This window comes from Pyxidicoccus xibeiensis (assembly GCF_024198175.1).
GTDB lineage: Bacteria > Myxococcota > Myxococcia > Myxococcales > Myxococcaceae > Myxococcus > Myxococcus xibeiensis.
Window position 1 is genome coordinate 64,619 of the sequence record NZ_JAJVKV010000016.1, and the last position, 22,786, is coordinate 87,404.

Below are 22,786 nucleotides of genomic sequence, written 5' to 3' on the forward strand. Positions count from 1 at the left end.
GGTCACCCGTGAAGCGCAGGTGGCAACAGAGGAGGGTCGCAACGATGGCGATGGCCGTGCTGGCGGCAACACACTCCTAGCAGGGCCCGCAGCGTCTTCCGTCGCTGTAGGAGTTGCAGCACTGCGCGCTGCTGGCGCAGTCCGCTCCGCTCGAGCAGCTCGAGCGGCAGACCCCTCCGTTGCAGTTCCCCTTGCAGCAGTCTCCGCTGACCGAGCAGGAGCTTCCCTCGCTCTCGCACTGGCCCGAGGAGTAGCACTCCGTCCCGAAGCACGCTCCGTCGAGGCAGTAGAGCGCCCCGGGGCAGTCATAGTCGTCGAGGCAGGAGTTGTTGCATCCGACGGGCCCGTCGCTGTCGGCAGAGGTGTCACAGCCCGCCAGTGCGAGCGCAGCCACAAGCCACAGGTTCGACAACAGTCTACGTGCGCAGGTTGAGAGGCTCATGTCAGGTCCCGGTGGAATGGTCGGAAGGTGTGAACGTCCTGGGGGCGGACGCGTCGTAGGATAGCTGGAGCGGACCCGATGATGTCAGCCGCACCGGCGGTTTCCGCCTCCAAGCCAGCGAGCAGCGTTGCAAGGAGCGCTCGGCCGCGAGCAGGCCGAGCGCGCGGTCGACTGCTGTGGCGCAGGGGACAGGTACTTCTCTCTCTGGCAAATGGCCAGCAGGGGGTATGAGGAACCCCATGAGCGAAGAGAGCACGCCTGCTGAACCCGAAGTGATGGAGCCCACGTTCTGGCGGAAGAACGGCTGGTCAGCCAGGGTCATCAAGAACGAGGAGGACGACGGCTGGGCCGTGGAGATCCGCAAGCAGGGCATCGCCGAGCCCGTCCTCATCAGCCCGTGGGTGATGGGCCGCGACAAGAAGAACCCCAAGCCCTTCGATGGGCCGGCGTTCGCGACCTTCGTGAAGACGGCCTCGGAGGTGCTCGACCGCTCCGCGCGACAGCGCGACCAGGCCATGACCAAGAAGCTCTCCATCGCCTGGGAGGGCCGCTGGTACGAGGTCCGGCTCGAGCTCGTGGCCGATGAGTATGAGCCCCACGCGCTGCTGTCGGCCATCGACGACGCGGGCGCCACCGTCGCGAAGCATCGCGTGGCCGCGAACTTCAAGTTCAACCGAGACACCGCCAACACGTGGGTGCGCGAAGGCTTCCCCGAGCCCTGAGCTGGCGGTCCTCGATGACCCGGCCCAGGGTGAGGACCGGGTGGCGCTGTCGCGCCGGGTGTAACCCTTTTCGGGCGGAGTGCGTACTGGGGCGAAAGGAGAGCCGCCATGCTCACGAAGCTCCAGAGCCGCCTTCGCCAGTTCACCTCTGTCGCTCCGCCACCGCCCAAGTCCCAGCTCCAGGCCCAGAAGGGCCTCGGCAAGCCCGGCCCCGACGCCATGTCGACGCCCCAGCTCACCGAGTCCCGGAACCCGGCGCTGCGGACGCTCGGCGGCGACAGCCTGTTCGAGACGACCCGGTCGAGGGCGGGTGAGAAGGCGGGGCAGCTCTTCCAGATGCGCGGCCCCGGCGGCCTGGAGAAGCAGGACCCGGCGGAGCTCCGGGAGCAGGCCGTGGAGGAGGCCATCGCCGGGAAGGGCAAGCCGGTGGACTTCGTCAACTCCGACGGGAAGACGGAGCAGGTCGCCATCTTCCAGGTGCCGTTCGCTGGCGAGGACACCTACTTCGTCCGCGTGGGAGACGAGACCTTCCAGGTGGAGTTCCAGGGCGGCACGGACGCCGACCGCGAGGCCTTCCTCGCGCAGGTCATCGACTCGTACAGCGAGACGCCTCCCGAGCTTCGCAGCTCGCTCCAGAAGGTCGTCGTCACGCCGGACCAGGGCCCGGAGACCGCCACGGGGAACCGGGCGGCGGCGACCGCGGGCGACGGCACCATCACCTTCTACGACGACGGCCGGCACCTGTCCGAGGACATCTTCCACCACGAGCTGGGCCACCTCATCGGCCGGCAGCAGGAGGAGAAGGACGACGGCTTCTGGACGGACCTGGGCGAGGTCTTCACCGGCGAGCCGCCCCCCGTCCCCGACGGCTGGGACGAGGCGGCGATGGAAGACGAGAACTTCACCAGCGGGTACGCCGAGACGGACTACAAGCGGGACGGGAACTACACCGAGGACTTCGCCGAGGCTTGGAAGCTGTACATGGCGGCCATCGACGGAGGGCCCGAGAAGCTGGCCGAGTTCAGGGAGATGTACCCGGAGCGCGCGGAGATTCTCGAGGACATCTACCCGCCTCCCGAGCAGGACTGAGACGCCGCAATGGCTGGCGGTGCTCGACGGGGGAGCTCGTACCCTCGCCCCAGCCGCTGACTATGGACTGTCGTCGGGCGCCGCGGGGCCTGAGGTGGCGGGGCGTGGCGGAGTCATGACGGGTTGGTAGCACGCGCCCCTGTATTCAAAGCCGCCCCAATCAGCACAGTCCTTCAGGTCCACGGGCAGCTTCGTCCAACAACCGCCGTTGATGACGACCTGCACCTTGCCGGGGCAGCGGCCCCTGGCGTCCGGACGCCGCTGCCCTGGGATGGGTTTCGATGGCAGGTTTACCGCGATAGAGGACCACACGGAGGGGGCTCGCTCGGGCTCCACCGGTGCCGTCAGCACGGAGTCCCCGAGGGCCACGGTGCCGCCATCCCTGGACTCTTCCTCCTCCACGAGGTGGGCCGCCGCGGGCTCCTCGGAGCGACTCACCCTCAGCAGCCCCCCGGCGCTCAGCGCCAGTGCGCCTGCGAGGCCGGCGGCCGCGAGCCGGGGCCACCTCGCCACGCGAGGAGGGGGACGCACCGTGACGCGCTGGGGGAGGGGAAAGAGGCCCGCGGGCCGTGGCTCTTCTCCCGTGAGGAGCGGCACGTCCGCCTCGCGTCCGGCGTTGCGCGCTGCCTGCTCCAGCGCTTCGGCCACCTCTCGCGCGCTTCCTCGCGCTTCAGGGAGGGGCGAGAGCAGCCGGGCCACCAGCGCGCTCAATTCCGGAATGCAGCGGGGGTTGCAGACTCGCGCCGTCCAGTGCGCCAGCTCCTCGGGGCGCCAGAGCCAGGCATCGTCATCCATCGGGTGCGCCGACGGGGGGTACTTCTCGGTGACCAGGCGATAGGCGGTGACACCCAGGGCGAAGAGGTCATCCGCGGGCCCCGGTGCATATGCGACGGCCGGGGGCTTGCGGGCGCGGAGGAAGAAGCGCCACGCCTCGGGCGAGCGGTAGGGCGGGGTGCCGGGTGGAAAGGGGTGCAGGGTCAGCGTGGCGGCCCCCAGGTGGTGTCCAGAGCCGAAGTCCAGCAGGAAGGGCTGAGCGTCCGTGCTCCGGACGCGGATGTTGTCGCCCTTCACGTCGCGGTGGAGGCCACCGGCCGCGTGGGTGGCTTCCAGCGCTCGGGCCAGCTGAGCCAGAAGCCGAAGCACCTGCCGTGAAGACGGGCGCCAGGCCTGGGCCCACGCATAGAGCGACGGGCCTTCCACCCACTCCATGACGAGCCAGGCGTAGGAGACGCCCTCGCGGGGCTGCCAGTCGCCATGGTCCAGCAGGCGGGGGACGGCGGGGTGGCGCAGGCGGCGGAGCAGCTCGGCCTCACGGAGGAAGCGCGCATCCCCCGGGTGCAGCGCCAGCTTGAGGGCCACGACGCCTGGAGTCCCGTCCACGCGCTGGGCCTGGTAGACGACGCCATTGGCGCCCCGGCCGCACTGCTCCAGCAGACACCACGGGCCGATGCGCGTCCCCGGGGGCAGGTTGGCCGGATTGAGGTGGTCAGGCTCCATGAAGTCCCTCGTGACGCGCTCCGCACGGCGCACGCGGAGACTACTCGCGAGGTAGTCAGACTCCAACGCCATCCACACCCTCCAACACAGGTCTGACCGCCGTCATGCTGATGCGGGTTTCCCCGTCCCTGGTCGCCATGAACGCCACGAGACGAAGCAAGAGGGCTGCTCCCCGGACCGGCGCGGACCTGACGGCCGCCGAGCGCCGCCGCATCTCCCAACGGGTCGAGCGGTACTTCGCGAAGGAGCAATGGGCGGAGGTGGAGACCTTCCTCCGCGAAGTGCTACGCCGATGCCCCGAGGACCACTGGCTCCTCACGCAGCTGGCGGAGGCCGTCTACGCGCAGCGCCGGTACCGCGGGGCGCTTCAGCTTCAGCGAAAGGCTTACGGACTGGCCCCGAAGTGCCCACTGGTCCGCTTCGGACTGGCTACGGCTGCCGCGGCCTGCGGTGAGACCCGGCAGGCCCGACGGCTCTTCCAGCTGCTGGCCCGGATGCGGCCCGAGACCCTGGCGACGGGGGAGTGCGGAGAGGGACTCCGGTGGTCGAGGGGGCTCATCGCGGACGCACATTACCGGCTCGGACGGCTCGCGGAGGATGAAGGCCGGAAGGCGGAGGCCCGGCGCCGTTACCAGCGGTACCTCGAGCTGGTGGCGCGTCCCGCGCTCAGCAACGAGCGTCGGCGGAACGTCCAGGCCCGGCTGCGGGCCCTGGCGACGAGTCGTCGAGCGGGCCGAGGTGAAGCGCGACCTCCAGCCCTGCTTCGATGAAAGGCCCGCGCCCTCGCCGACGCGGGCCCCTGCTTCGAGGATGGGCAGCTCCTGGTCCCACACCGGGGAGACATCGCCCGCGGCGAACTGGAGATGGAGCTGCTGCCAGGACCTGGGCAGGACGGACCGCGACACGCGGTATCGTCGGACCGACATGCACAAACAGCTTCCACTGCTGCTCTGCGCCCTGCTTGTGCCGGGCCTTGCCGCCACCGCCGTCGCCGCAACCAGGGAGGATGACAAGCTCCCGGGCCTCGTCTTCTACCACCATGACTGGGAGCTCACCTGCGCCAACACGCGCACCTGCTGGGCGGCGGGTTATCAGGCCGACACCGGCGGCACGCCGCCCGTCTCCGTTCTCCTCAAGCGGGACGCCGGGCCGGGCGCGGCGGTGACCGCGACCCTGGTGCTGGGGGATGAAAGCAGCGAGGCGCTCCCCGACACGCCCTTCAAGTTGAAGATGCGCATCGATGGCAAGGAGGTCGGCGACATCGTCATGAAGAAGTCCGACACGCCCGACCTCTCCGCGCAGCAGACGACGGCGCTGCTGGCGGCGCTCCGCGGCAGCGGCACCCTCGAGTGGTCCCATGGCGAGCAGGTGTGGGCGCTCTCGAACAAGGGCGCTACCGCCGTGCTGCTGAAGATGGACGAATACCAGGGCCGCCTCGACACGCCCGGCGCGCTGGTCAGGAAGGGCACGAAGCCCGAGTCCAGCGTGCTGCCGCCGCTGCCACCGCTCGTGGTCAGGGCTCCGCCGCTCGCCAAGGCGAGGCCCGGCGACGCCAGGCTCGCCACCGACCCGGCCCTGCGCAAGGCGCTGCTCGCTGTAGGTGAGTGCGAGAAGCTCGCCGAGAACCCCGAGGCAGAGATCTCCATCTCCCGCCTCACCGACAAGAAGCTGCTCGCCTCCAGCGAGTGCTGGCTGGCCGCCTACAACGAAGGCAGCGGCTTCTGGGTCATCAACGACAAGCCGCCCTATGCGCCCCAGCTCGTGACCGACAAGGGCGTCGAGTACGACGCCGGCGTCATCTCCGCCTCGCACAAGGGGCGCGGCATCGGCGATTGCTGGGGCAGCAAGGAATGGACCTGGGACGGCAAGCGCTTCGTGCAGACCGCCGAGACCACCACTGGCATGTGTCGGGACATCAAGCCCGGCGGTCCGTGGAGCCTGCCGCGCATCGTGACCCAGCGACGCTGAGGCTCGCGAGTCAACCCGAGGCGCGGCGCCCGCGCCGCTCCCTCGCATCAGTGGCCGGCCGTCACGCTTCCATCACTCCTGCTCCGTAGGGTGGCGTCAGCAGTCACCACCCCTTCAACGGAGAAGACCCCGTGCGCGTTGTCTCACGTCTTGCCGTACTCCCCCAACTGCTCGCTCTGTGTCTGTGCCTTTTAGGTGCTCAGGCCCTGGCGGGCTATGCGCCGGCACCCGACGGCTACGTCCTCATCAGCCTCGAAACGCAGGACCGCCACCTGGTGGCGGGCGGTGCGAAGTTCTTCATCCCCTCTGCGCAGTGGGGTCTGTATTCCAGCCACCCCACGATGACATTGCCCAAGGCCACCGTCGACGCCGTCACCCGGCTGCCTTGGGACGGCACGCTGCTTCGCCAGCATGGCTACGCCGCTGTCTACGTCGCCATGGGAGGGATGTTCTGGTACATCCAGTCCCCGGCGGAGCTGGCCTACTGGGGTAACTGGGATACCATTAACAACATCCCGAATCATTCCTGGCAGGACCCTTTCCAGGACTACAACAACAAGGCCCTGGTGCGTGAGCGTTCAACGAACGAAGTCTATCTCTGGATTGCTGGCGCCAAGTTCCTCATCACCAACCCGTCGGACCTCGTCTTCTACGGCGGCGAGTCCAGCGTGAAGTCGGTTCCCCTGGGGGCACTGGCCAACATCACGAACGCGCCCTGGTGCGGAGCCGTGCTGCAGGAGCGCTCGGACAGCACCGCGTACCTGTTCGGGTACCGCAATACCCCCACCATCGCGAGGACCGCCAAGCCATGGACCCCGCATGGCTTCGTTCCGGACGGCGCACTCGCGCCCTTCCCGGTGATCTCCGGCGTCTACGACTGCATCGGGTAGTGCAACGCTTCCAAGGGGGCCCGGCCCCCTTCCGTGCCGCACCCTGAGCAAGGAGCGGCGCCCATGGGCAGGGGACGGCAGGTGTCATGCCGTCCCCCTGTCCGTGGGGTGCCAGGAGGAGGCCTCAGGTCCAGGAGCCCCAATCACAAGCACGTCGCCGCGCATGCGGCGAGGGAGCGGTGACGGGAATCGTGGGAGTCGTCACCTGTGAAGTCCAGGACACCCGTCGGACTCACACACGGAGGGCACCCCACCCTCAACCGGGCTCCCATGCTTCCTGTGCGTTTGCTAGCGTCCGCTGGATGCGACAGACCGCCCGGGACGCTGCGAAAGTGTTGCGCAGCTCACTCATGCGCAACGGGCCCGAGCCTGCGACCTTCAGGGCGGCGCTGACCAGGGTTGGCGCGGAGGACCGCGATGCCTGGCTGGACCTCCTGTGGGACATCGACGAGCTGCCCGAGGACGAGCCTCTCCTCCCGCGCGGGTGCGTGCCGTACCTGCCTTGTCCCGTGGCAACGGTGCTCGAAGCCGTGCAGCAAGCCGCGGTGACGAGCGACGACGTCTTCGTGGACGTCGGAGCTGGACTGGGAAGGGCCGTCGTGCTGACGCACCTGCTCACGGGCGCCGGGGGCATCGGCCTCGAAATCCAGCCTGGCCTGGTGCAGGCCGCACGCGGACGCGCGGCGTGGCTGAACCTGAGTCGCGTGCGCTTTGTCGAGGGCGATGCCGTGGACCTGGTCCGCCTCATCACCATCGGCACGGTGTTCTTCCTGTACTGTCCTTTCGGCCCAGACCGGCTCCAGCGCGTCCTCGACGACCTGGAGCACGCCGCGCGCACTCGGCCGCTCCGGGTCTGTTGCGTCGGCCTTCCGCCCCTGGACCGCCCCTGGCTCGTTCCGGTTCCGTCCACCTCCGTGGACCTGACCGTGTACCGGAGCACCCTGCACCAGGCCCGACCTTCACCCACCCCCATCAAGTTCCCATGACTCCCCCCAGTGTCCGGGTGGGTGGTGTGACGCAAAACGCTACTGATGTGGCGTGAGCTGTTACTGCTGTCTGGTGTGATTTGAAGCGCTGTGGCGCAAAATGTTACTCATGAAATCAGATGTTTAGTGACACTGAATTGCGTGTCAGGGCTTGACGTGGCGGGCATGGCAGTCAATGATTGCCATACTCCGCGCCGGCAAGGATTCAGCCTGGGCGCTGGAGCCACGTAGCACCCACCAGGAGAACACCATGCAGATCAAGACCAAGGTTCGTGGCGGTCCTCGCGGCTGTGGCGGCGTCATCATTGCGACCCCCCGCACGCCGGTGCTGTCGACCACGGCCACCCTGTAGTCCCATTCGCGCGGGAGACCGCGCGGTGGAATCGAATCGCCGTTGGGCGCTCACGCGGCCCATCGGCGATTCTGTTTTTGGGGCACCTCGACCTGCTCTTCGCCAACCAGCGGCAGCCCGTCACGGCGATCAGGGAAGCCCCAGGAGTTCCTTCAGGAACAAGAGGACGGCGGAGATGCGGGGCCGCGTCAATGCAGCCCCGTCCAACCAGCGGTTGTCCTGGATGGAGACCTGGATGGCCTTGCCCGGCTTGAGGACCCCTGCAATGCAGGCGACCGTCGCCTTGCGCGGCCCCGCGGGCTTGTTGAAGTCCTTCAACTCCTCCGCCGCCAGCGCGTACGCGCCTGCCTGGACCTTGCCTACCAGCATCTGGACATCCGCGAGCAGGGCCGGGAAGTGGACTTGCGCGCACTCCAGCAACAAGTCTTCCAGCGTGCCTGCGGTGACGTTGTCTGGCAGCACGAAGATTCCGCAGTGAGGGTGCGTGGTGACGACCTCACCTGCCCTGGTGGGAAGCGCGAACCCCAGCTTCTTGTCTTGCAGTGCGTCCCGTACGGCCATGAAGCGGTCGGAGGGAGAGTGGGTGGAGTCCGCATCCAGCAGGACGCCGAGCGCATCGGGAGGCCGAGAGAGCGCGAGGCTCTCCTCGACCCGATTCGCGATTTCCGAGTCGCCTCCCGCCGCATGCACCGCGACCGAAACAGCCTGCGCGATGAAGAACGTGGGGACCGGGACACGCCGGCTCAGGTCTCCCCCAAAGGGAAACTTTGACGGCACCAGCGGCTGCCAGTAGGGGTCCAGGCGCGCAACGAGGTTCTCGCGCTTGAACCCATGTGGCTTCAAGAGACGCCCTACGAGTTCGACGTCATGGGGGCCTTCGACCACGAGGTAGGCGTAGCGCATTCTCACCTCACGTCGAGCCCACGCTCGTACCGAAGCCGCTTGAGCAGGTCCTCCCCGAAGCGGCGGGCCGTCGTCCCTGTCTCGGAGCGCTCCAGCCGGAAACCGACGATGTCCTCCTGCTCGGTGGTGTCCGCGCCCAGGATGGCATCCACGACCTCCAGGCTGTGCGTCGTGGCGAAGAGCTGGACGTCATGCTGCTTGCACGCTTCGAGCAGCCAGCGGAACACCTTGCTGAGCGCGGAGACGTGAATGGCGGTCTCCAGCTCGTCAATCAAGAGCACCCCGCCCGCGACTCTGGGCAGCGCAAGCGCGAGCAGCAGCGTGCGACGGATGCCATCGCCGTACAGGCTGACGGGGACGAGTCCCGCGACAGAATCCCTCAAGTACAGGACTGCCTCGCCCTCCGGCGCCAGGATTTCCAACCCGGTGATTCGTGGATCGATTTGCTGCAGGAGTGCACGGACGGACTCCTCGAACCCCTCCAGGCGTGCTTCCGAGAAGGCCTTGACTGGAATTGATGCCATCCAATGGTCCGGAGGGCGGATATCCCGGACAGGGAGCTTCGGCTGTTTCTTCTCCTCCTGGGGAATGACAAAGGGTTCATCGTCCCACATGGAGAAGGAGTATGCCTCTGAGGCACGCTCCCCGTCGGGAGTCGGACTCGACTCGACTCGAATCTGGAGCTCGGCACCCCGCCTCTCGACGGTGAGGTCACGGCTCGGCTGGCCGACGAGTGGCTCTGAGGAAGGAGTCGACTTCCCGGGGCGTAGGCCTCGCAGCTCCCGATATTGTGCAAGCAGGTTTCGCACCGCAAGCCTGCCTTCCGCCGCGAGCTGGATGCTTCCGACGTGGTTCTCTCCCCCGTGCGCGCGCTGCGGAAACAGCCACCGGAACTTCTCTGAATGAGTCCCACCGAAGACGGTAGCCAGCGGGTCACGGCGGTTCGCCGCCCTGAACCATTCGATTGGGTCCAGCGGGTTGGAGTAGAGCGCCAGGGACTCCAGCACCGTCGTCTTGCCCGAATCATTCCCCCCTACCAGCAGGTTCACACGTCCAAGCCCCGTCAGCTCCAGCTCCTGGAGACCGCGAAGGCGGTGAATGGTCAGTGCGTCGAAAAGCAGGCCCATCAGGGTTCTCCCACTCCCTCCGTAGCACGTCTCGAACAGGCTCTTCCCGGGCGAGGCGCGCTCCGCGCAGCGAGCATATACACGCCCTCCTGGTACCGAGCCCAGGCTTCCGCGGTACCGCCGCGCTTCTCCGCCTGGCGCGGGATGGGACGGGAGGCACGAAGTTCGACTGTTCTCATTCCATCAATGGGGAATTCCGCCGGGGCTCCGAGTCGCTTTCCTCCCGGGGTACCAGCCGCGGACCACAGCACGACGGAGACCACCCAGGCCCAGCAATGCAGCTTCATGAAGACGCCCCTTCGTTGCAGTTGCCACGAGCCCAGTCGAACGGCCGGGAGGCGGTCCAACAAGACACCTCCATACGACAACTATCGTAGTTCCCACCGCTCCGCTTTCTTTACCGCGCAGGGAGGACGGTGCTCCCCTGGGCGGCCCCGTGAGCAATCCCTGCTCCGGACGTCTGGAGCTCCCATGCGCGGTTCGTTGCAGTCCTTTTCCGTGGCGATGGTGTTGCTGGTCGGTCTGCTCGCGGGCGGTCCCGCTTCAGCACACGAGTCGCTCCGTGAGCGCATCGAGGCCTTCGTGCGCGCGGAGCAGCAGCGGATGGAGGTGCCGGGGGTCGCCGTGGCGGTCGTGAGCCACGGCAGGGTCATCCTGGCGAAGGGGTATGGCTTCTCGAACCTGGAGCATCAGGTTCCCGTCACCCCGGACACCCTCTTCCAGTCCGGCTCCCTGGGCAAGCAGTTCACCGCCATGGCGGTGATGCTCCAGGTGGAGGCGGGCCGCATCTCGCTGTCCGACAGCATCACGAAGTACTTCCCCGACGCGCCCGCGTCGTGGGCCCCCATCACGATTCGCCACCTGCTGACGCACACCTCCGGCGTCGGGGACCACCTGGATGCGCTGACTGATTTTCGCAAGGACTACACGGACGCGGAGTTCGCGCAGCTCATCTATGCGCAGCCCCTGAACTTCCCCGCTGGCCTGCGCTGGAGCTACAGCAACTCCGGCTACGTCCTCCTGGGCCTCCTGGTGAACCGGGTCGCGGGCACCTCCTACGTCAACGTCCTGGGCGAGCAGGTCTTCAAGCCCACCCGCATGAAGACGGCGCGAGGCATCAGCGAGGCGGACATCGTTCCGAATCGCGCGGCAGGTTACCGCCTGCTCGACGGGGTGGTGAAGAACCAGGATTGGGTCTCTCCCTCCCTCAACACCACGGCGGATGGCTCGCTCTACTTCTCCCTGAAGGACCTGCTGGCGTGGGATGAGGCCGTGGATGACCGCGCCATCCTGACGAAGGGGAGCTGGCGGGAAATCCTGAGTCCCGTGAAGCTCTCCAGCGGAGCCCCCTATCCCTATGGCTTCGGGTGGTTCCTCAATGAGCGCAACGGCCGGCCCGTGCAGCAGCACTCCGGCGCATGGCAGGGCTTCAAGACCTCCTACTACCGCTTCCCCGCGGACTCCCTGTCCATCATCGTGCTGCTCAACCTCTCGGAGGCGAACCCCGCGGCCTTCGCCAATGGCATCGCCGCCATCGTCAACCCCGCGCTCGCGGTGCCTCCGCTGGCCGCCATTCCGGACCTCGAGCCGGAGGTCACCGCCCGGCTCGCGACGCTGCTCGAGCAGACGCGGGCCGGAGCGCTGGACCCGGCCGAGTTCGCGTACATGCCCGGGTGGTTCTTCCCGGAGGAGGCGCCGTTCTACCAGGCGCTGCTGCAGCGCCTGGGGCCGTCGGGGCCACTCGTCCTGGCAAGGCGGGAGGTGCTGGGGGATGACCGCGTCTACACGTACCTGGTGCAGGTCGGCTCCACGACGCTGCGCTACCGGGTGGCGCTCATCCCGGATGGCCGGGTGTCCGCCTTCTCGCTGAGCCCGAACTAGTCTCTCGGCAAAGAGGTCTTGAAGGGTTCAGGCGGCTGCGGTGAGCGCCGCCTGAACCTGGGGATATGCCCGCCCGGGCCTGGTGCGGGCGCGCTCCTCAGTCCACGATGAAAAGCCTGGCCCCGGTCTCTGTCGACGAGCGGTGGGCCCCGTCGTCATCGGAGACCTGGTAGCTCATCATCGGCCCGAGCTCGAAACGCCGGCCGTCCTTCAGCTCCGTGAGCAGCGTTCCCTCGAGCACGAGCAAGATATGTCCGCGGCTGCACCAGTGGTCCGCCACGTACCCGGGTGTGTACTCAACGAGCCGGACCCGGATGTCTCCCGCCTGGAGCGTCCGCCAGAGCGCCTTCCCAGAAGCCCCCGGGTGCTCCGTGGGCTGGAGCGTGCTCCAGTCCGTTGTGCAGAAGGGAATGTTCGAGATCTTCACAAGTGACTCCTTCCAGCGGCACAGCTCGTGCGGCACCTCCGGGGGAGGCTGGGCCTTCACTCTACCCCGTCAGAATCTCTGTGCCGACTCACGGCCGCACGGTGATGCGGAACCCGGTCCGAGCGGCGGTCTGCCGTGGCGCGTAGGAGTCCACGCACGTCAGGTCGAACACCGTGGACCCTTCCATCCTCGGCACCCCACTGACCACGCCGGTGGCGGGGTCCATGCTCAGTCCAGGCGGCAGGCTGCCGCTGACCGTCCACGTCCACGGGGTGTTGTACGCGGCCTCGCCGTCGCGGGCGACGCGGGCCTGGTACCTCTGGCCGACCTTGCCGTCCGGCAGCTGCTGCGAGGGGATGGACGGCCCGTCGCTGAATGCCGCCGCGGCGGTCATCGCGCCGGCGGTGAGGCCGACGAGCAGGTCGATGCCGCCGACCGCCCAGGCGCGGGCCGGGCCGTAGCTGGCCGTGTCCTTGGCGCCGAAGCGGACCGCCTGGATGAGGCCGGGCACCGCCGCCAGACCCGCCTGCGCCTTGGCGTAGTCGTTGGGCAGGCCGCCGCTGGCGGTGAAGCCAAGCTGGCCGGAGGCCAAGGTGACCGCGATGACCGGGCCCAAGGTGACATCACCGAGGTTCTTCAGCGCCGGCACCTTCACGCGGTCGAACAGGTACAGGTACACCACGGTCCACGACAGGAGGGCATTGGCCGCCGCGAACGCGAACGCGCCGGTGGCGTGGTCGTTGTCCCAGTCCTTGCCGCTGACCGGCGGGCAGGCGGCCATCATCCCCGCGCTGGCGACCAGGAAGGCGTTCGAGCCTCCGACAAAGGCGGCGGGGCCGAAGCCCGGTGCCCGGCTGGCCGGTAGGACCGGGATGACGTCCGCCGCGGCGTTGGTGAACGCGCCCGCCATCCCCATGACGCCGCAGACGCCCTTCACGAGCTTCATGTTCTTGACGAAGCCCGGGTCGGCGAACAGGGCTGCCCGGGCCTCGGGGTTGGCGTCGCGCCCGCTCCACATCGGCGCGGGCAGCGTCGGGAACCTGCCGCCGGGGAACGGGCTGCTCTTCACGCCATGGACGAGCTTGTACGCGGTGGTGGTGAGGAACGCGCCAATCAGGCTGATGAGGCCGCCGAGCGTCAGGTCATCGCGGTCCGGCACGCCGCTCTGCTGGTGAAGCCACGAGTACAGGCTGTTGACGGGCCCCAGTGGGAGCGGGAGGTCCAGCACCGCCTTCAGGCCGTCCGCCACGCCGGTGAGCAGCCCCACCGCCGCCTGCAGCACGTGGTCCAAGGCCTTCAGCGCGGCGACGATGAGCTGCTCGAGGATGTCGATGAGCGCGACCATGCTCGCCTTCGCCGCCGCGGCCGGGTCCGCCGGGTTGGTGATTTGCGACAGCAGGATGTTGAGGTCGCCGAGCACCGCCTGGAACTCGTGGCTCAGGTCGGTCTCACCGAGCCGCGTGAGGAAGGTCGTCCACGCGGCATCTATCTTCGGGTCGATGGCCCCCCCGTTCGCATTCGCGGTCAGGGTGGCGAGCATCCGGGGACTGACGGTCTGGTCGAGCAGCCAGGTCCCCTGCGGGTTGCTGTGCAGCTCCTCGGGGGAGATGACGGTCTTCGTCTCGTTGTTCGTCACGGCCGGCAGCACGTTCGCCGCGTTCCCCACGGGCTGCCCGAGGTACTGCGCCTTGATGGCCTCGAAGTAGCCGTGGGTGGCGGCTTCCTGCTTCTCGAACCAGCCGTGCAGCTGCCCGCCGTAGTGCGAGAACGTCGACGAGGCAAAGGCGGCCATCTGGTGCAACCCGGACTCCAGCGCCTTCTTCGTCTCCCAGATGTCCTTGAAGGAGAACAGCGCGGTGAGCCAGTCGACCAGCTTCTCCACGGCCGTGACGACCAGGCTCACGACGGCCTCGACGGCCCGCACGGCGGTCTCGACGGTGTCGATGAGCATGTTGGCGAGCTCGACGAAGGCCTCGCCAATCTTGATGAACACGATGGTGACCGTGTCGACGATGACCTTCGCCACCTCGATGACGCCGTTCTTGATGCCCTCCCAGACGTCGCCGACCCAGTTGGCGAAGTCGTCCCAGATGCCCTGGTACCGAGGGTGGGCGCGCATCGCGGCGCGGTGTGCCTCGGCTTCCTCGGCGGAGGTGAACTCGTGGTAGGCGAGGGCGCCGACGGCCGCCGCGGGCGACAGGTCCGGGCCGATGGCGAAGCCATGGATGGCCGGCGCTGGCCCGGCGCCGGTGCGCAGCGCGGACTTCATGGGCTGGCCGGCGGCCTTGCGGAAGACATTGCCGGTGCTGGCCACGACCTGGTTGCAGCCGTCGAGCCGGGTGCCGGGCTTCACCACGGGCTGCTTGCCGGAGGTCTCGGCGGCCAGCAGCGCTTCGCCGCTGAACAGCCCGTCCTGAGAGGGCAGCGGCGAGTTGCCAGCGAGGTATTCGTGGACGGCCGCGGCCGGCTGAACGATTGCGCCGTTCTCCAGTCCCGAGGCGTCCACGTGCAAGGTGGCCGGCAGCAGGCCGTCGGCGGGAGTGGCGATGGTGACCTTCCCCAGGCCGTTGGTCAGCACCTCGACGCTGTGCCCGGGACCGACCAGGTACGAGGCACCGTCGACCTGGATCTCCACCAGCGTCTCCGCGCTGAGCTGCACCGGCCGCCACGCCATCGGGTTGCCACGCCTGTCCCGCAGGGTCACGGAGCTGACGTAGTGGTTCACCAGGTGCGGGCTGCCGGTGGCGGCCAGCCGGACCTTGTCGCGGGACCAGCGAATCGACGTGACGTCCTGGGTGTGGACCGCGTACTTGTCCGCCGCCGAGGCGACGCCGGACAGCTTCACCAGCTGGCTGGGCAGGTAGTCCGGGTAGGGGTCGAGGGCGAACGAGACGACGTCAGGCACCAGCCCGACCCAGGTCGGCACGGTCGCTGGCGCGGCGGCCGTGGGTTCGGCATGCGCGTGCTCCGCGCCGCCAGCCAGCGGGGGAGTGTTCGTCGACCGCGACCACACCGGAACGCCGCCCGCGTCCCAGCTCACCTGGTGCAGCACCTTGAGCCGGTCGGTTGTCTTCCCACCGCTCGGCAGCGTGTCCGGGCCAATTCCATACACATGCATCAGACCATTGACGTCGAGCCACGACTTCGCGGTGAGCACGCCCAGGCCCTCGGTGTAGCGGTACTGCCCGTCGGGCGCCCCCGCGGCCATGTTCCAGCTGACCAGCTGACCGGCGGTGTTGAGGTACACCACGCCGATGTCGGGCATGTCGTAGGACCGGTAGACACCGACAATCTCCCGTGCGTCCGAGGCAATCGCGCGGGACGGCAACCCGTCGTTCGCGGCGCACCGCACCAGCTTGTTTCCGATACGCCAGTACGCGACCGAGTAATACGGCCGATGCGCGAACTGCGACGTCGAGGTGACCACCCCGCCGACGAGCTGGTCGAGCGTGCCCGGGTTCGCCGCGAGGCCCCATATGCCGAACCGGTACGCGGCGTTCATTCTCGCGCCCAGCGTGAGGACCGAGCCGTCCTGGACGTCGATGGCGGTGACGTGCGGCTTCGTCCCGTCGTAGTACACGAACATGTTCCGGACGCCGGAAATCCCATGGCCGGACTCCGAGCGGACCGCATGCGGCACGGCCGTCCACGTGCAGAGGACGTTCCCCTTGTCGTCGGTGGAGGACAACCTCAGTCCCCGGGGGATGTTGCCGTCTCCACCGTTGTAGATGGCCCAGAGGGTGAAGTCCTGGGGATGCACCACGACGAGCACTTCGGTGGCCCGGATCGCCTCGGCATTCTCGCCGAGCACGGGGCGCTGCCGCCACCCGGTCTCGGACCCGGCGCGCTCCAGGTAGGTCAGCTGCCCTTCGGTGTCGACGATGAGCGCCTCCTCCTTGCCTCCCCGGAACGGGTTGGCGAACAGCGCGACAGTCCCGTAGCCGTCCTTGATGGACAGCTCGTCGGCGGCCACGGCGTCCTGCATCAGCAGGCACGACACGGTGGCGGAGCCCGGCCGGCCGAGGTCGGCGTCGTCGGGGACTGGAGCGGCATCCGCCCGGAAGACGGAAGAGCAGGCACGCGTAACGCTCATGGTGAGGTCTCTGGTCGAAGGTGGTGGCTGAGGTGATGAGCAACTGTCGTGCCCTGCCACCACCTCGGAGTGCCTGCCAGGGCGTGAGGGCCACTGGCTATCCCTTCGCGTTCTTCCGAGACGCGTCCGCGTCCTGCAGGCACGCCGGGCCGTGCGCTGCTGGAGGGAGGCCCCGTTTCGCGAAGCCATGACGCTGCATTCATTACGTCATGCTTGTGTCATTGCATTCGTCGCTCAGACGCGCACACCGCGCTCTCCGAAGGAGGTGGTCGAACTCCAGCGCAGTGATTCTCTTCATGGACGCCTCGAAGGCCGGGCGGTCCTTCGCGAAGCGCATGAAGAGCCTGCTGACGCCGAGCCGGCGGTGGGTGCCGAACAGCGAGAAGATGAGCCACGCCCCCACGCCTCGCGCATCGACCACGTTGAAGACCAGGTCCGAGACGGCCAGGAAACATGGCCGCCAGCACTCCACCCTCAACCCGGAGTGAGGCGCCTCAGCGGAAGGCCGCGACGTTGCGCTCCACCCAGGCGGAGAACGGGCTCGCCGGCCGCCCGAGCACCCGCGCCACGTCGGGACTGATGCGCTGCTCCTCCTCCGTCGGCGTCCCCAGGATGTCGAGCGTGCCTTCGGCGACGGGCTCGGGCATGAACCGCAGCATCATCGCCCGGGCCTCGTCGCGGCTCCACTCCACGAAGCGCAGCGGCGTTCCCAGGGCCTCCGCGACGGCCGCGGCCTGCTGACGCGGGGAGATGGCGGTGGGGCCGGTGAGCGCGTACACCTTGCCGGCATGGCCGTCCTCACGGAGCACGCGGTCCGCGACGGCCGCGATGTCCGCCGGGTCAACGACGGGGAGCGCCACATCGGCGAAGGGCGCCGCGACGCTGCGCTCGGCGCGCACCGAGGCGGCCCACGCCAGGGCGTTGGAGGCGAAGCCACCAGGCCGCAGAAACGTCCAGCGAACCGCCGAGTCCCGAAACACGCCCTCGATGGCGCGCAGGTGCGCATGGGAAGGCGCCGAGGGGCGAGTGGCGGCGGCGAGGGACGACAGCAGCACCAGGCGCGGTACGCGAGCCGCCTCCAGGTGCGTCCGCAGTGCCTGGGGATCAACCCCCTCGCCTCCGCCAGGAACGAGCAGGAAGACACCCGCCGCGCCCCGAAGATGGGGTGCCAGCGACGCGGGAGTGGACAGGTCTCCCTGGACATGTCGGACCCGCCGCGGGAGGGGCTCCGCGGGGGCCTTCCGCGCCACCGCCACCACCTCCTCTCCCGCCTCCGCCAGCAGCCGCACCAGCTCCCGCCCCACGTTGCCCGTTGCTCCCATCACGACCATCATCCGCATGCTCCTCGAAAAGGGTGTCCCCCTTTCGATAGCGGTCGCGGCGACGCAGCGTCACTCGCTGACGAAGGACCTCCACCCTTTCCAGTAACCTCCGAGTTACCAACATGGCGCTCAAGGTCAGGAAGAACCGGGCCACTCCACCGGCCGACATCGTCCGGCCCCGACGCAGCAAGGGCGTGAAGACGGGAGAGGAATGCCCGCTCAACCGCTCGATGGAGCTGCTCAGCGGGGCGTGGGCGCCCCACGTCATCTACTACCTGAGCGCCCAGCCCCGGCGCTTCGGCGAGCTGCGCCTCGACATCGCGGACGTCTCCGCGCGGGTGCTCAGTCAGCGCCTGCGGGAGCTCGAAGCCAGGGGCGTGGTCGCGCGCACCACCGTGCCCACCACGCCTGCGTCGGCCGAGTACGCACTCACCGAGCTGGGGCGAGAGCTGCTCCCCATCATCCAGGCCATCGCGGACGTTGGCCGTCGCCTCCAGAACCGTCCCGTGCAGCACCGGAGCCGCGTGGGGCCACGGAGCGCGGTGAATCCACGGGCCCTCGGAGCGCAGCCCCCGCCCATGCTGGAAGCACGGTGAACGTCATGATTCTCGCCACGTGTCATTGCGGTCGCGTGTCGCTCGAGGTGCAGTCCGAGCCAACCGACGTCACCGAGTGCAACTGCTCCATCTGTCGCCGCTACGGCGTGCTGTGGGCGTATTACTCGCCCCGGCAGGTCCGCGTTGTTGCGGAAGGCTCTGCCCAGGACACCTACCAATGGGGCGAGCAGAGGGTTGCCTTCCATCGTTGTGCCCACTGCGGCTGCGTCTCGCACTGGGCTTCGTTGGACCCGGAGCGCGACCGCATGGGCGTCAACGCCCGGCTCATGCCGCTCGAGCTTCTATCGAAGGTGCGCGTGCGGCACCGCGACGGCGCCGACACCCGGCAGTACCTCGACTGACGCCACTGACACTCAGGAGCATGAAGAGAGGGTAGCCCACGCGAAGTGCCTGGTGCGCCAAGCGTCAGCGGAAGCAGCCCTCGGTGGCGCGAGCAAGCTGGAACGCAGGGAGAGTCCCGTGTTTGCCGGGGCCCTGCACGGCATTGCCAACAGGGACCCGGAGTGGCTCTGGCGCAGCCTCACGTACGGATGCCGACAGCCCATGTGTCGGGAAGAACGTCGCGCTCAGCAGATCCTGGCGATCAACACAGCGCAGACAGTCGCGCCCTGCAGCCCGGAGCACCGACCGTGCTTGACACAGACCGGTTTGCCGGTGGCGGGAGACCTACACCAGATGACTTCGGCGCGGCAGTTGGCCGCAGTGGCGGTGACGCGCCCCGTCTCGTCCACCTGGATGACAGGAGCAACCTCTTCGCCGGCCACGTCCTTGAGCGTCGCGAGACTTCCGTCGGGCAGGGTGGCGACCTCCTCCTGTCCCTCCAGCCCCGGCGCTCCCTCAACCCCTCCACAACCCACGAGCACAGCGGCGACCAGCGACAACAAGACATACTTTTTCACGAGATGCTCCCCAGTGTTTGCTCGGCACGTGTTTGTGCCTCAGTGGAGCCGCGTGTCTGCCCTCCGTCGGGTGAACCGCGTCTCCAATTTGGAGAGGCGAAAGACCGAGAGTCGTCCCAGGAAAGAATTTCGAGGGATTTTCGTGCCGGGTTTCTACCCGGTCAGGACGTGGGCTGGGGCGTGGAGGGCACCCGGCGCCTTCCCGGCTGGGGCCCGAGTAGGGAGCCAATCCGCCAGCGCGGGTTCGAGTCCCGCCGCATCCATCACGCCAGCCGGTCTCAGTTTCCTCGCCGCCTCCTATTCCCTGGCTGCTGTATCTGTGCGATGGACGTGCCTCGCCATGTGCTACGACTGGCAAATAACGGTGCTTCCGTCCTTCTTGCATTCCTTGCAGGATTCCTCCATCCACGTGCCCGAACGGCACACGAGCATCTCATTGGCGTTGGCGCGATGGCATTGTCTCCTGCCCTCATCGGCTAGGCGGCAGTAGTCGCCACCCCGTGCCTCATAGTCGACGCAGACGATACCCCTATCAGACCACTCCATGCAGCCCTGCGCACAATCCACCATCCGTAGTCGCCCGTTTTCACAGACGAGGCCGGTACTGTCTGCGCTACAGACTTCGTCGCTGTGATCACAAGGGTCACCGACCGAAGGTCGGCAACCTGTAGTCAGCGCGAGCAGGAGAAATGGCAGAATTTTCTTCATGGTGGACTTTCCAGTTCGCCGTAAGACGTCTTGCCCGTTATTGAAGTTTGGAACAGTTAGTTCGAACGCTGGAGTGAAATCGCCTTTCGTATCAATATCAGGGCTTGGTAAGGTTTCAATGACGTCCAGACACTTCTAGAGGCTCGTTGATTTTTGGAACAGTCAATTCGAACTCCCAACCGGAAGGAGTTTGAAGTCTTTTGGCCTTGTCTTCAGGCTCTTCGGCCGGGAGCTTCGGTGTCACGATGGCGCTCACGCACTTGTTGAAGGCGGCAGCGCACACCTTCTTAGCCGCATCATCAGCAGCGGCGGTGGTGCACGCCGACTGCTGCGTCTTGCAAAGCTCTGTCTGCGTCGTCACGTACTCGTTCAGCTTCTTCACGAGTTCCGCACGTTCGGCGTTCGCGGAAGGACGAGCAGGCATGGCGATGCTCTGGATCATTTTCAGGGCATTGACCTGCAGTTCGACGTACGCCTGCTGGGAGGTGAAGAAGCCGTTTGCTCTCGCTTCACAAAGGCGGTACAGAAATTCACGAGCAAGCAATACCTGATGCGACCTCCCTCCCAACTCGGCGACCGTCACTGCGAGCTTGTAGGTGGCCTGAAGATTGAGCGAGGCATTGCTCGAAGTGGAGCTTGAAAGGTTCGAAGAAACTGACCGATTGTACCGACGTTCCGTGGCCTCCTCATAAGCTAGTATGGCGTCACGCAGGTCCTTACGGAGTGCTTCGTTTTCCTCTGACAGAGCCGCGCTGTTCGCAGCGGATGCAGACTGTGTAAGGGAGGCCGCAGCGCTCAGAGAACCAGAGCCGGACTGCTCGGAGCCAAGCGCGACATCGGGCATTGGCTCGGCGCAATAAACGGATTTGGCGTTCTCCTCGCGGAGAAAGGCAAGTCGTAGGTCACCAGAGGTAGAGAATGCGACTGAGCTATCCCCGCCGTCCGACCGTTCGTGCTCGCTGAGCTTGACCCTGCGCTGGGGCACGGCATAGGGAGAGAAGATGGAGCAGCCTGCCAGCATCGGCATGAGCAGCATGACGAGTATTCTCACTGCCCCTTGGCAATCATGGACTGAGCGATTCATGTTCCCCTCGTGCGGTGCGGCCTGCACCTAACGTGACGGTCGCGCCCGCAGGAAAAGGTACGTCAGATTGGGTGGACAATGAATTTTCTAGCGCCTGACGCAGTGCCGCCATCAAGCGTCAGACTTGCAATCTCGTCGCTTCGAAAGGGTCTGGATCCGATCCTGAGCGTTGGATGAGCTAACAGGCCATCGAGCGGCCGTGGGCCTGGTCATCGGCAAGGTGCGAGACTGCGGGTGGGGGCCTCGACGGAGGTGTGCACGTGCCGAAGGTGACGCTTGAGGTGCCGGAGGAAGTTGCGCAGCTGCTCAAGGCCATGGAGGCGAAGCTGCGGCAGGAGGCCGCGGCGGGGAAGAGCTTCGGGGAGGTGGACCCGGATGGCGCGTTGAAGGCCATCGATGAGGTCGCCGAGGCGTTGCAGCGCGATGCAAAGCGGAGGTTGCTTCGAGGCTACGACGTCGACGCCCCCCGTCTCCAACTCGCAGGCCAGCTCCACGCCCGGGTCGGCCGGTACACGGCGACGTACAAGACGCGGCAAGGCCCCGTCGAAATAGAGCGAAGCCTCTATCGGCAGGTGGGGGTGAAAAAAGGGCCCAGGGTGGACAGCGTCGGCCTGCGCGCTGGGTGCGTGGCCGATGGGGGCTGCCCGAGGCGGCGGTGCCCATGGCGTACCTGCTGGCCCGGGGGCCCTCGCGCGAGGCGGAAGCGACGGCGCGCCAGGTGGGCGTGCTGCCCCACTGCCGCTCCTCGTTCGAGCGGATGGGCCACCAGATGGGAGCGCTGTACGACCAGCAGCGGCCCCGGGTGGAGGCAGTGCTGGCCGAAGCTCAGCCGGTGCCCGAAGGAACGCACAGCGTGAGCGTCAGCATGGACCGGGTCGCGGTGCCGATGGAGGACCTGAGGCCGCGTCCGGTGGGGCGGCCTCGCAAGGGCGCGCCCCGGCGTCCGGTGGACGTCGTCTGGCGCATGGCCTACACCGCTTGCCTCACCTTCCATGACGAGCAGGGCGACTCGCTGGGCAGCGTGCGCTAAGGCCGCATGTCTCATGGCGATGCGCCAGGGCTTGCCGCGGGCCTGGCCCGCGATGTCCAGGTGCTCGTCTCCAGGCAGCCTGCCCTGCACGTCGTCGCCCTCACCGAGGGCGCTCCCGAACTGCACGCCTTGCTGGACGAGTCGCTGACCGCCCACGCACCCGCGGCCGGTGAGGTGGTGCGGCTGGTGGACTTCTGGCACCTGATGGAGAAGCTTGGGGCCGCAGCGCTCGTGATGGCAGGCGAGGCAGGGGCTTCGGCGCTGTGTGAGAAGTGGAAGCTGTCGCTGCTCAACGCGCCCGGGGCGGTATGGACCATCGTCAGTGCGTTGCACGCCAGCGGCAAGCTGGACGTCGTCCTCGGCGACCGGCGGCCGGTGCACGAGGCGCTCACCTATTTGGAGAACCACGGCGAGCGGATGCACTACGCGGAGGCACGAGCGCGGGGGCTGCCCATTGGCAGCGGCAACGTGGAGGCCACCTGCAAGTCGCTGGTCGCCCTGCGCATGAAGCGCCCGGGGACGCGTTGGAAGGAGGAGTCCGGCCAGCACATCCTGGACCTGCGCGCCCTGGTACTCTTGGAGCGCTGGACCGCCGCCATGCCCCTCATGCTCGCGCCGCTGCGCGCGGAGGTACAGTACGCCGCGTGATCAGGATGGGCGCCACACCCGTTCATAGGTCCCGCGTACCTCCGTTCCGGTTGGGACGGCTCCAGCCTCGATGGGTTGATGGGTCCGCAGGGACCAAAAAA

The 22,786-nt window shown here is 67.5% G+C and carries 18 protein-coding genes and 1 pseudogene; 11 read left to right on the forward strand and 8 right to left on the reverse strand.

Annotation, left to right across the window (positions count from 1 at the left end; genetic code table 11):
- Positions 1–681: 681 nt before the first annotated feature.
- Together LXT23_RS41645 and LXT23_RS41650 are read left to right on the forward strand one after the other, a co-directional pair.
- A complete protein-coding gene (locus tag LXT23_RS41645; protein ID WP_253986043.1) occupies positions 682–1,164 on the forward strand; it encodes a hypothetical protein in 483 nt (160 codons plus the stop codon).
- Positions 1,165–1,272: 108 nt separating this feature from the next.
- Complete coding sequence (locus LXT23_RS41650; RefSeq protein ID WP_253986044.1) at positions 1,273–2,253, forward strand: hypothetical protein; 981 nt, start codon at positions 1,273–1,275, stop codon at positions 2,251–2,253.
- Between the two features lie 60 nt (positions 2,254–2,313).
- On the opposite strand, the gene LXT23_RS41655 is transcribed toward LXT23_RS41650, so the two are convergent.
- Positions 2,314–3,822: a serine/threonine protein kinase gene (locus tag LXT23_RS41655; RefSeq protein ID WP_253986045.1), complete on the reverse strand. Its 1,509-nt coding sequence runs from the start codon at positions 3,820–3,822 to the stop codon at positions 2,314–2,316.
- Between the two features lie 65 nt (positions 3,823–3,887).
- On the opposite strand from LXT23_RS41655, the gene LXT23_RS41660 reads away from it, so the two are divergent.
- From LXT23_RS41660 to LXT23_RS41675, 4 genes are all read left to right on the forward strand, one after another.
- On the forward strand, positions 3,888–4,520 hold the full coding sequence (locus LXT23_RS41660) for a tetratricopeptide repeat protein (RefSeq protein ID WP_253986046.1): 633 nt from the start codon (positions 3,888–3,890) through the stop codon (positions 4,518–4,520).
- Positions 4,521–4,674: 154 nt separating this feature from the next.
- Positions 4,675–5,718: a DUF1176 domain-containing protein gene (locus LXT23_RS41665; RefSeq protein WP_253986047.1), complete on the forward strand. Its 1,044-nt coding sequence runs from the start codon at positions 4,675–4,677 to the stop codon at positions 5,716–5,718.
- 131 nt (positions 5,719–5,849) lie between these two features.
- Positions 5,850–6,608, forward strand: a complete 759-nt coding sequence (locus LXT23_RS41670; RefSeq protein WP_253986048.1) for a hypothetical protein — start codon at positions 5,850–5,852, stop codon at positions 6,606–6,608.
- 350 nt (positions 6,609–6,958) lie between these two features.
- The gene (locus LXT23_RS41675) at positions 6,959–7,594 is read left to right on the forward strand and encodes a class I SAM-dependent methyltransferase (RefSeq protein ID WP_253986049.1); all 636 of its coding nucleotides are present in this window, start codon (positions 6,959–6,961) and stop codon (positions 7,592–7,594) included.
- Between the two features lie 481 nt (positions 7,595–8,075).
- Here the strand turns inward: LXT23_RS41675 and LXT23_RS41680 are convergent, their stop codons facing one another.
- Both LXT23_RS41680 and LXT23_RS41685 read right to left on the reverse strand, forming a co-directional pair.
- The gene (locus tag LXT23_RS41680) at positions 8,076–8,849 is read right to left on the reverse strand and encodes a DUF3226 domain-containing protein (RefSeq protein ID WP_253986050.1); all 774 of its coding nucleotides are present in this window, start codon (positions 8,847–8,849) and stop codon (positions 8,076–8,078) included.
- A gap of 2 nt (positions 8,850–8,851) precedes the next feature.
- On the reverse strand, positions 8,852–9,976 hold the full coding sequence (locus LXT23_RS41685; RefSeq protein ID WP_253986051.1) for an AAA family ATPase: 1,125 nt from the start codon (positions 9,974–9,976) through the stop codon (positions 8,852–8,854).
- 471 nt (positions 9,977–10,447) lie between these two features.
- Here LXT23_RS41685 and LXT23_RS41690 point away from each other — a divergent pair, with 471 nt between their 5' ends.
- Positions 10,448–11,857 (forward strand): serine hydrolase domain-containing protein, encoded by a 1,410-nt coding sequence (locus tag LXT23_RS41690; RefSeq protein ID WP_253986052.1) that lies wholly within the window; start codon positions 10,448–10,450, stop codon positions 11,855–11,857.
- Between the two features lie 97 nt (positions 11,858–11,954).
- Here the strand turns inward: LXT23_RS41690 and LXT23_RS41695 are convergent, their stop codons facing one another.
- Together LXT23_RS41695 and LXT23_RS41700 are read right to left on the reverse strand one after the other, a co-directional pair.
- Positions 11,955–12,284 carry a DHCW motif cupin fold protein gene (locus LXT23_RS41695; protein WP_253986053.1) on the reverse strand — a complete coding sequence of 110 codons (330 nt, stop codon included), beginning with the start codon at positions 12,282–12,284 and terminating at the stop codon, positions 11,955–11,957.
- 88 nt (positions 12,285–12,372) lie between these two features.
- Positions 12,373–16,377: an Ig domain-containing protein gene (locus LXT23_RS41700; RefSeq protein ID WP_253986054.1), complete on the reverse strand. Its 4,005-nt coding sequence runs from the start codon at positions 16,375–16,377 to the stop codon at positions 12,373–12,375.
- A gap of 296 nt (positions 16,378–16,673) precedes the next feature.
- Here LXT23_RS41700 and LXT23_RS41705 point away from each other — a divergent pair, with 296 nt between their 5' ends.
- Positions 16,674–16,865 (forward strand): hypothetical protein, encoded by a 192-nt coding sequence (locus tag LXT23_RS41705; RefSeq protein ID WP_253986055.1) that lies wholly within the window; start codon positions 16,674–16,676, stop codon positions 16,863–16,865.
- A 6-nt stretch (positions 16,866–16,871) separates the two neighbouring features.
- On the opposite strand, the gene LXT23_RS41710 is transcribed toward LXT23_RS41705, so the two are convergent.
- A complete protein-coding gene (locus tag LXT23_RS41710) occupies positions 16,872–17,711 on the reverse strand; it encodes an NAD(P)H-binding protein (protein WP_253986056.1) in 840 nt (279 codons plus the stop codon).
- A gap of 110 nt (positions 17,712–17,821) precedes the next feature.
- Between LXT23_RS41710 and LXT23_RS41715 the strand changes: the two genes are divergently transcribed.
- Both LXT23_RS41715 and LXT23_RS41720 read left to right on the forward strand, forming a co-directional pair.
- Positions 17,822–18,295 (forward strand): winged helix-turn-helix transcriptional regulator, encoded by a 474-nt coding sequence (locus LXT23_RS41715; RefSeq protein ID WP_253986057.1) that lies wholly within the window; start codon positions 17,822–17,824, stop codon positions 18,293–18,295.
- A 5-nt stretch (positions 18,296–18,300) separates the two neighbouring features.
- Positions 18,301–18,657, forward strand: a complete 357-nt coding sequence (locus tag LXT23_RS41720) for a GFA family protein (RefSeq protein ID WP_253986058.1) — start codon at positions 18,301–18,303, stop codon at positions 18,655–18,657.
- Between the two features lie 225 nt (positions 18,658–18,882).
- Here the strand turns inward: LXT23_RS41720 and LXT23_RS41725 are convergent, their stop codons facing one another.
- Together LXT23_RS41725 and LXT23_RS41730 are read right to left on the reverse strand one after the other, a co-directional pair.
- A complete protein-coding gene (locus tag LXT23_RS41725; RefSeq protein WP_253986059.1) occupies positions 18,883–19,215 on the reverse strand; it encodes a hypothetical protein in 333 nt (110 codons plus the stop codon).
- Positions 19,216–20,038: 823 nt separating this feature from the next.
- Positions 20,039–21,007 (reverse strand): hypothetical protein, encoded by a 969-nt coding sequence (locus LXT23_RS41730; protein WP_253986060.1) that lies wholly within the window; start codon positions 21,005–21,007, stop codon positions 20,039–20,041.
- A gap of 260 nt (positions 21,008–21,267) precedes the next feature.
- Here LXT23_RS41730 and LXT23_RS41735 point away from each other — a divergent pair.
- Positions 21,268–22,685: pseudogene (locus LXT23_RS41735) on the forward strand (ISKra4-like element ISMfu2 family transposase).
- Positions 22,686–22,786 lie beyond the last annotated feature (101 nt).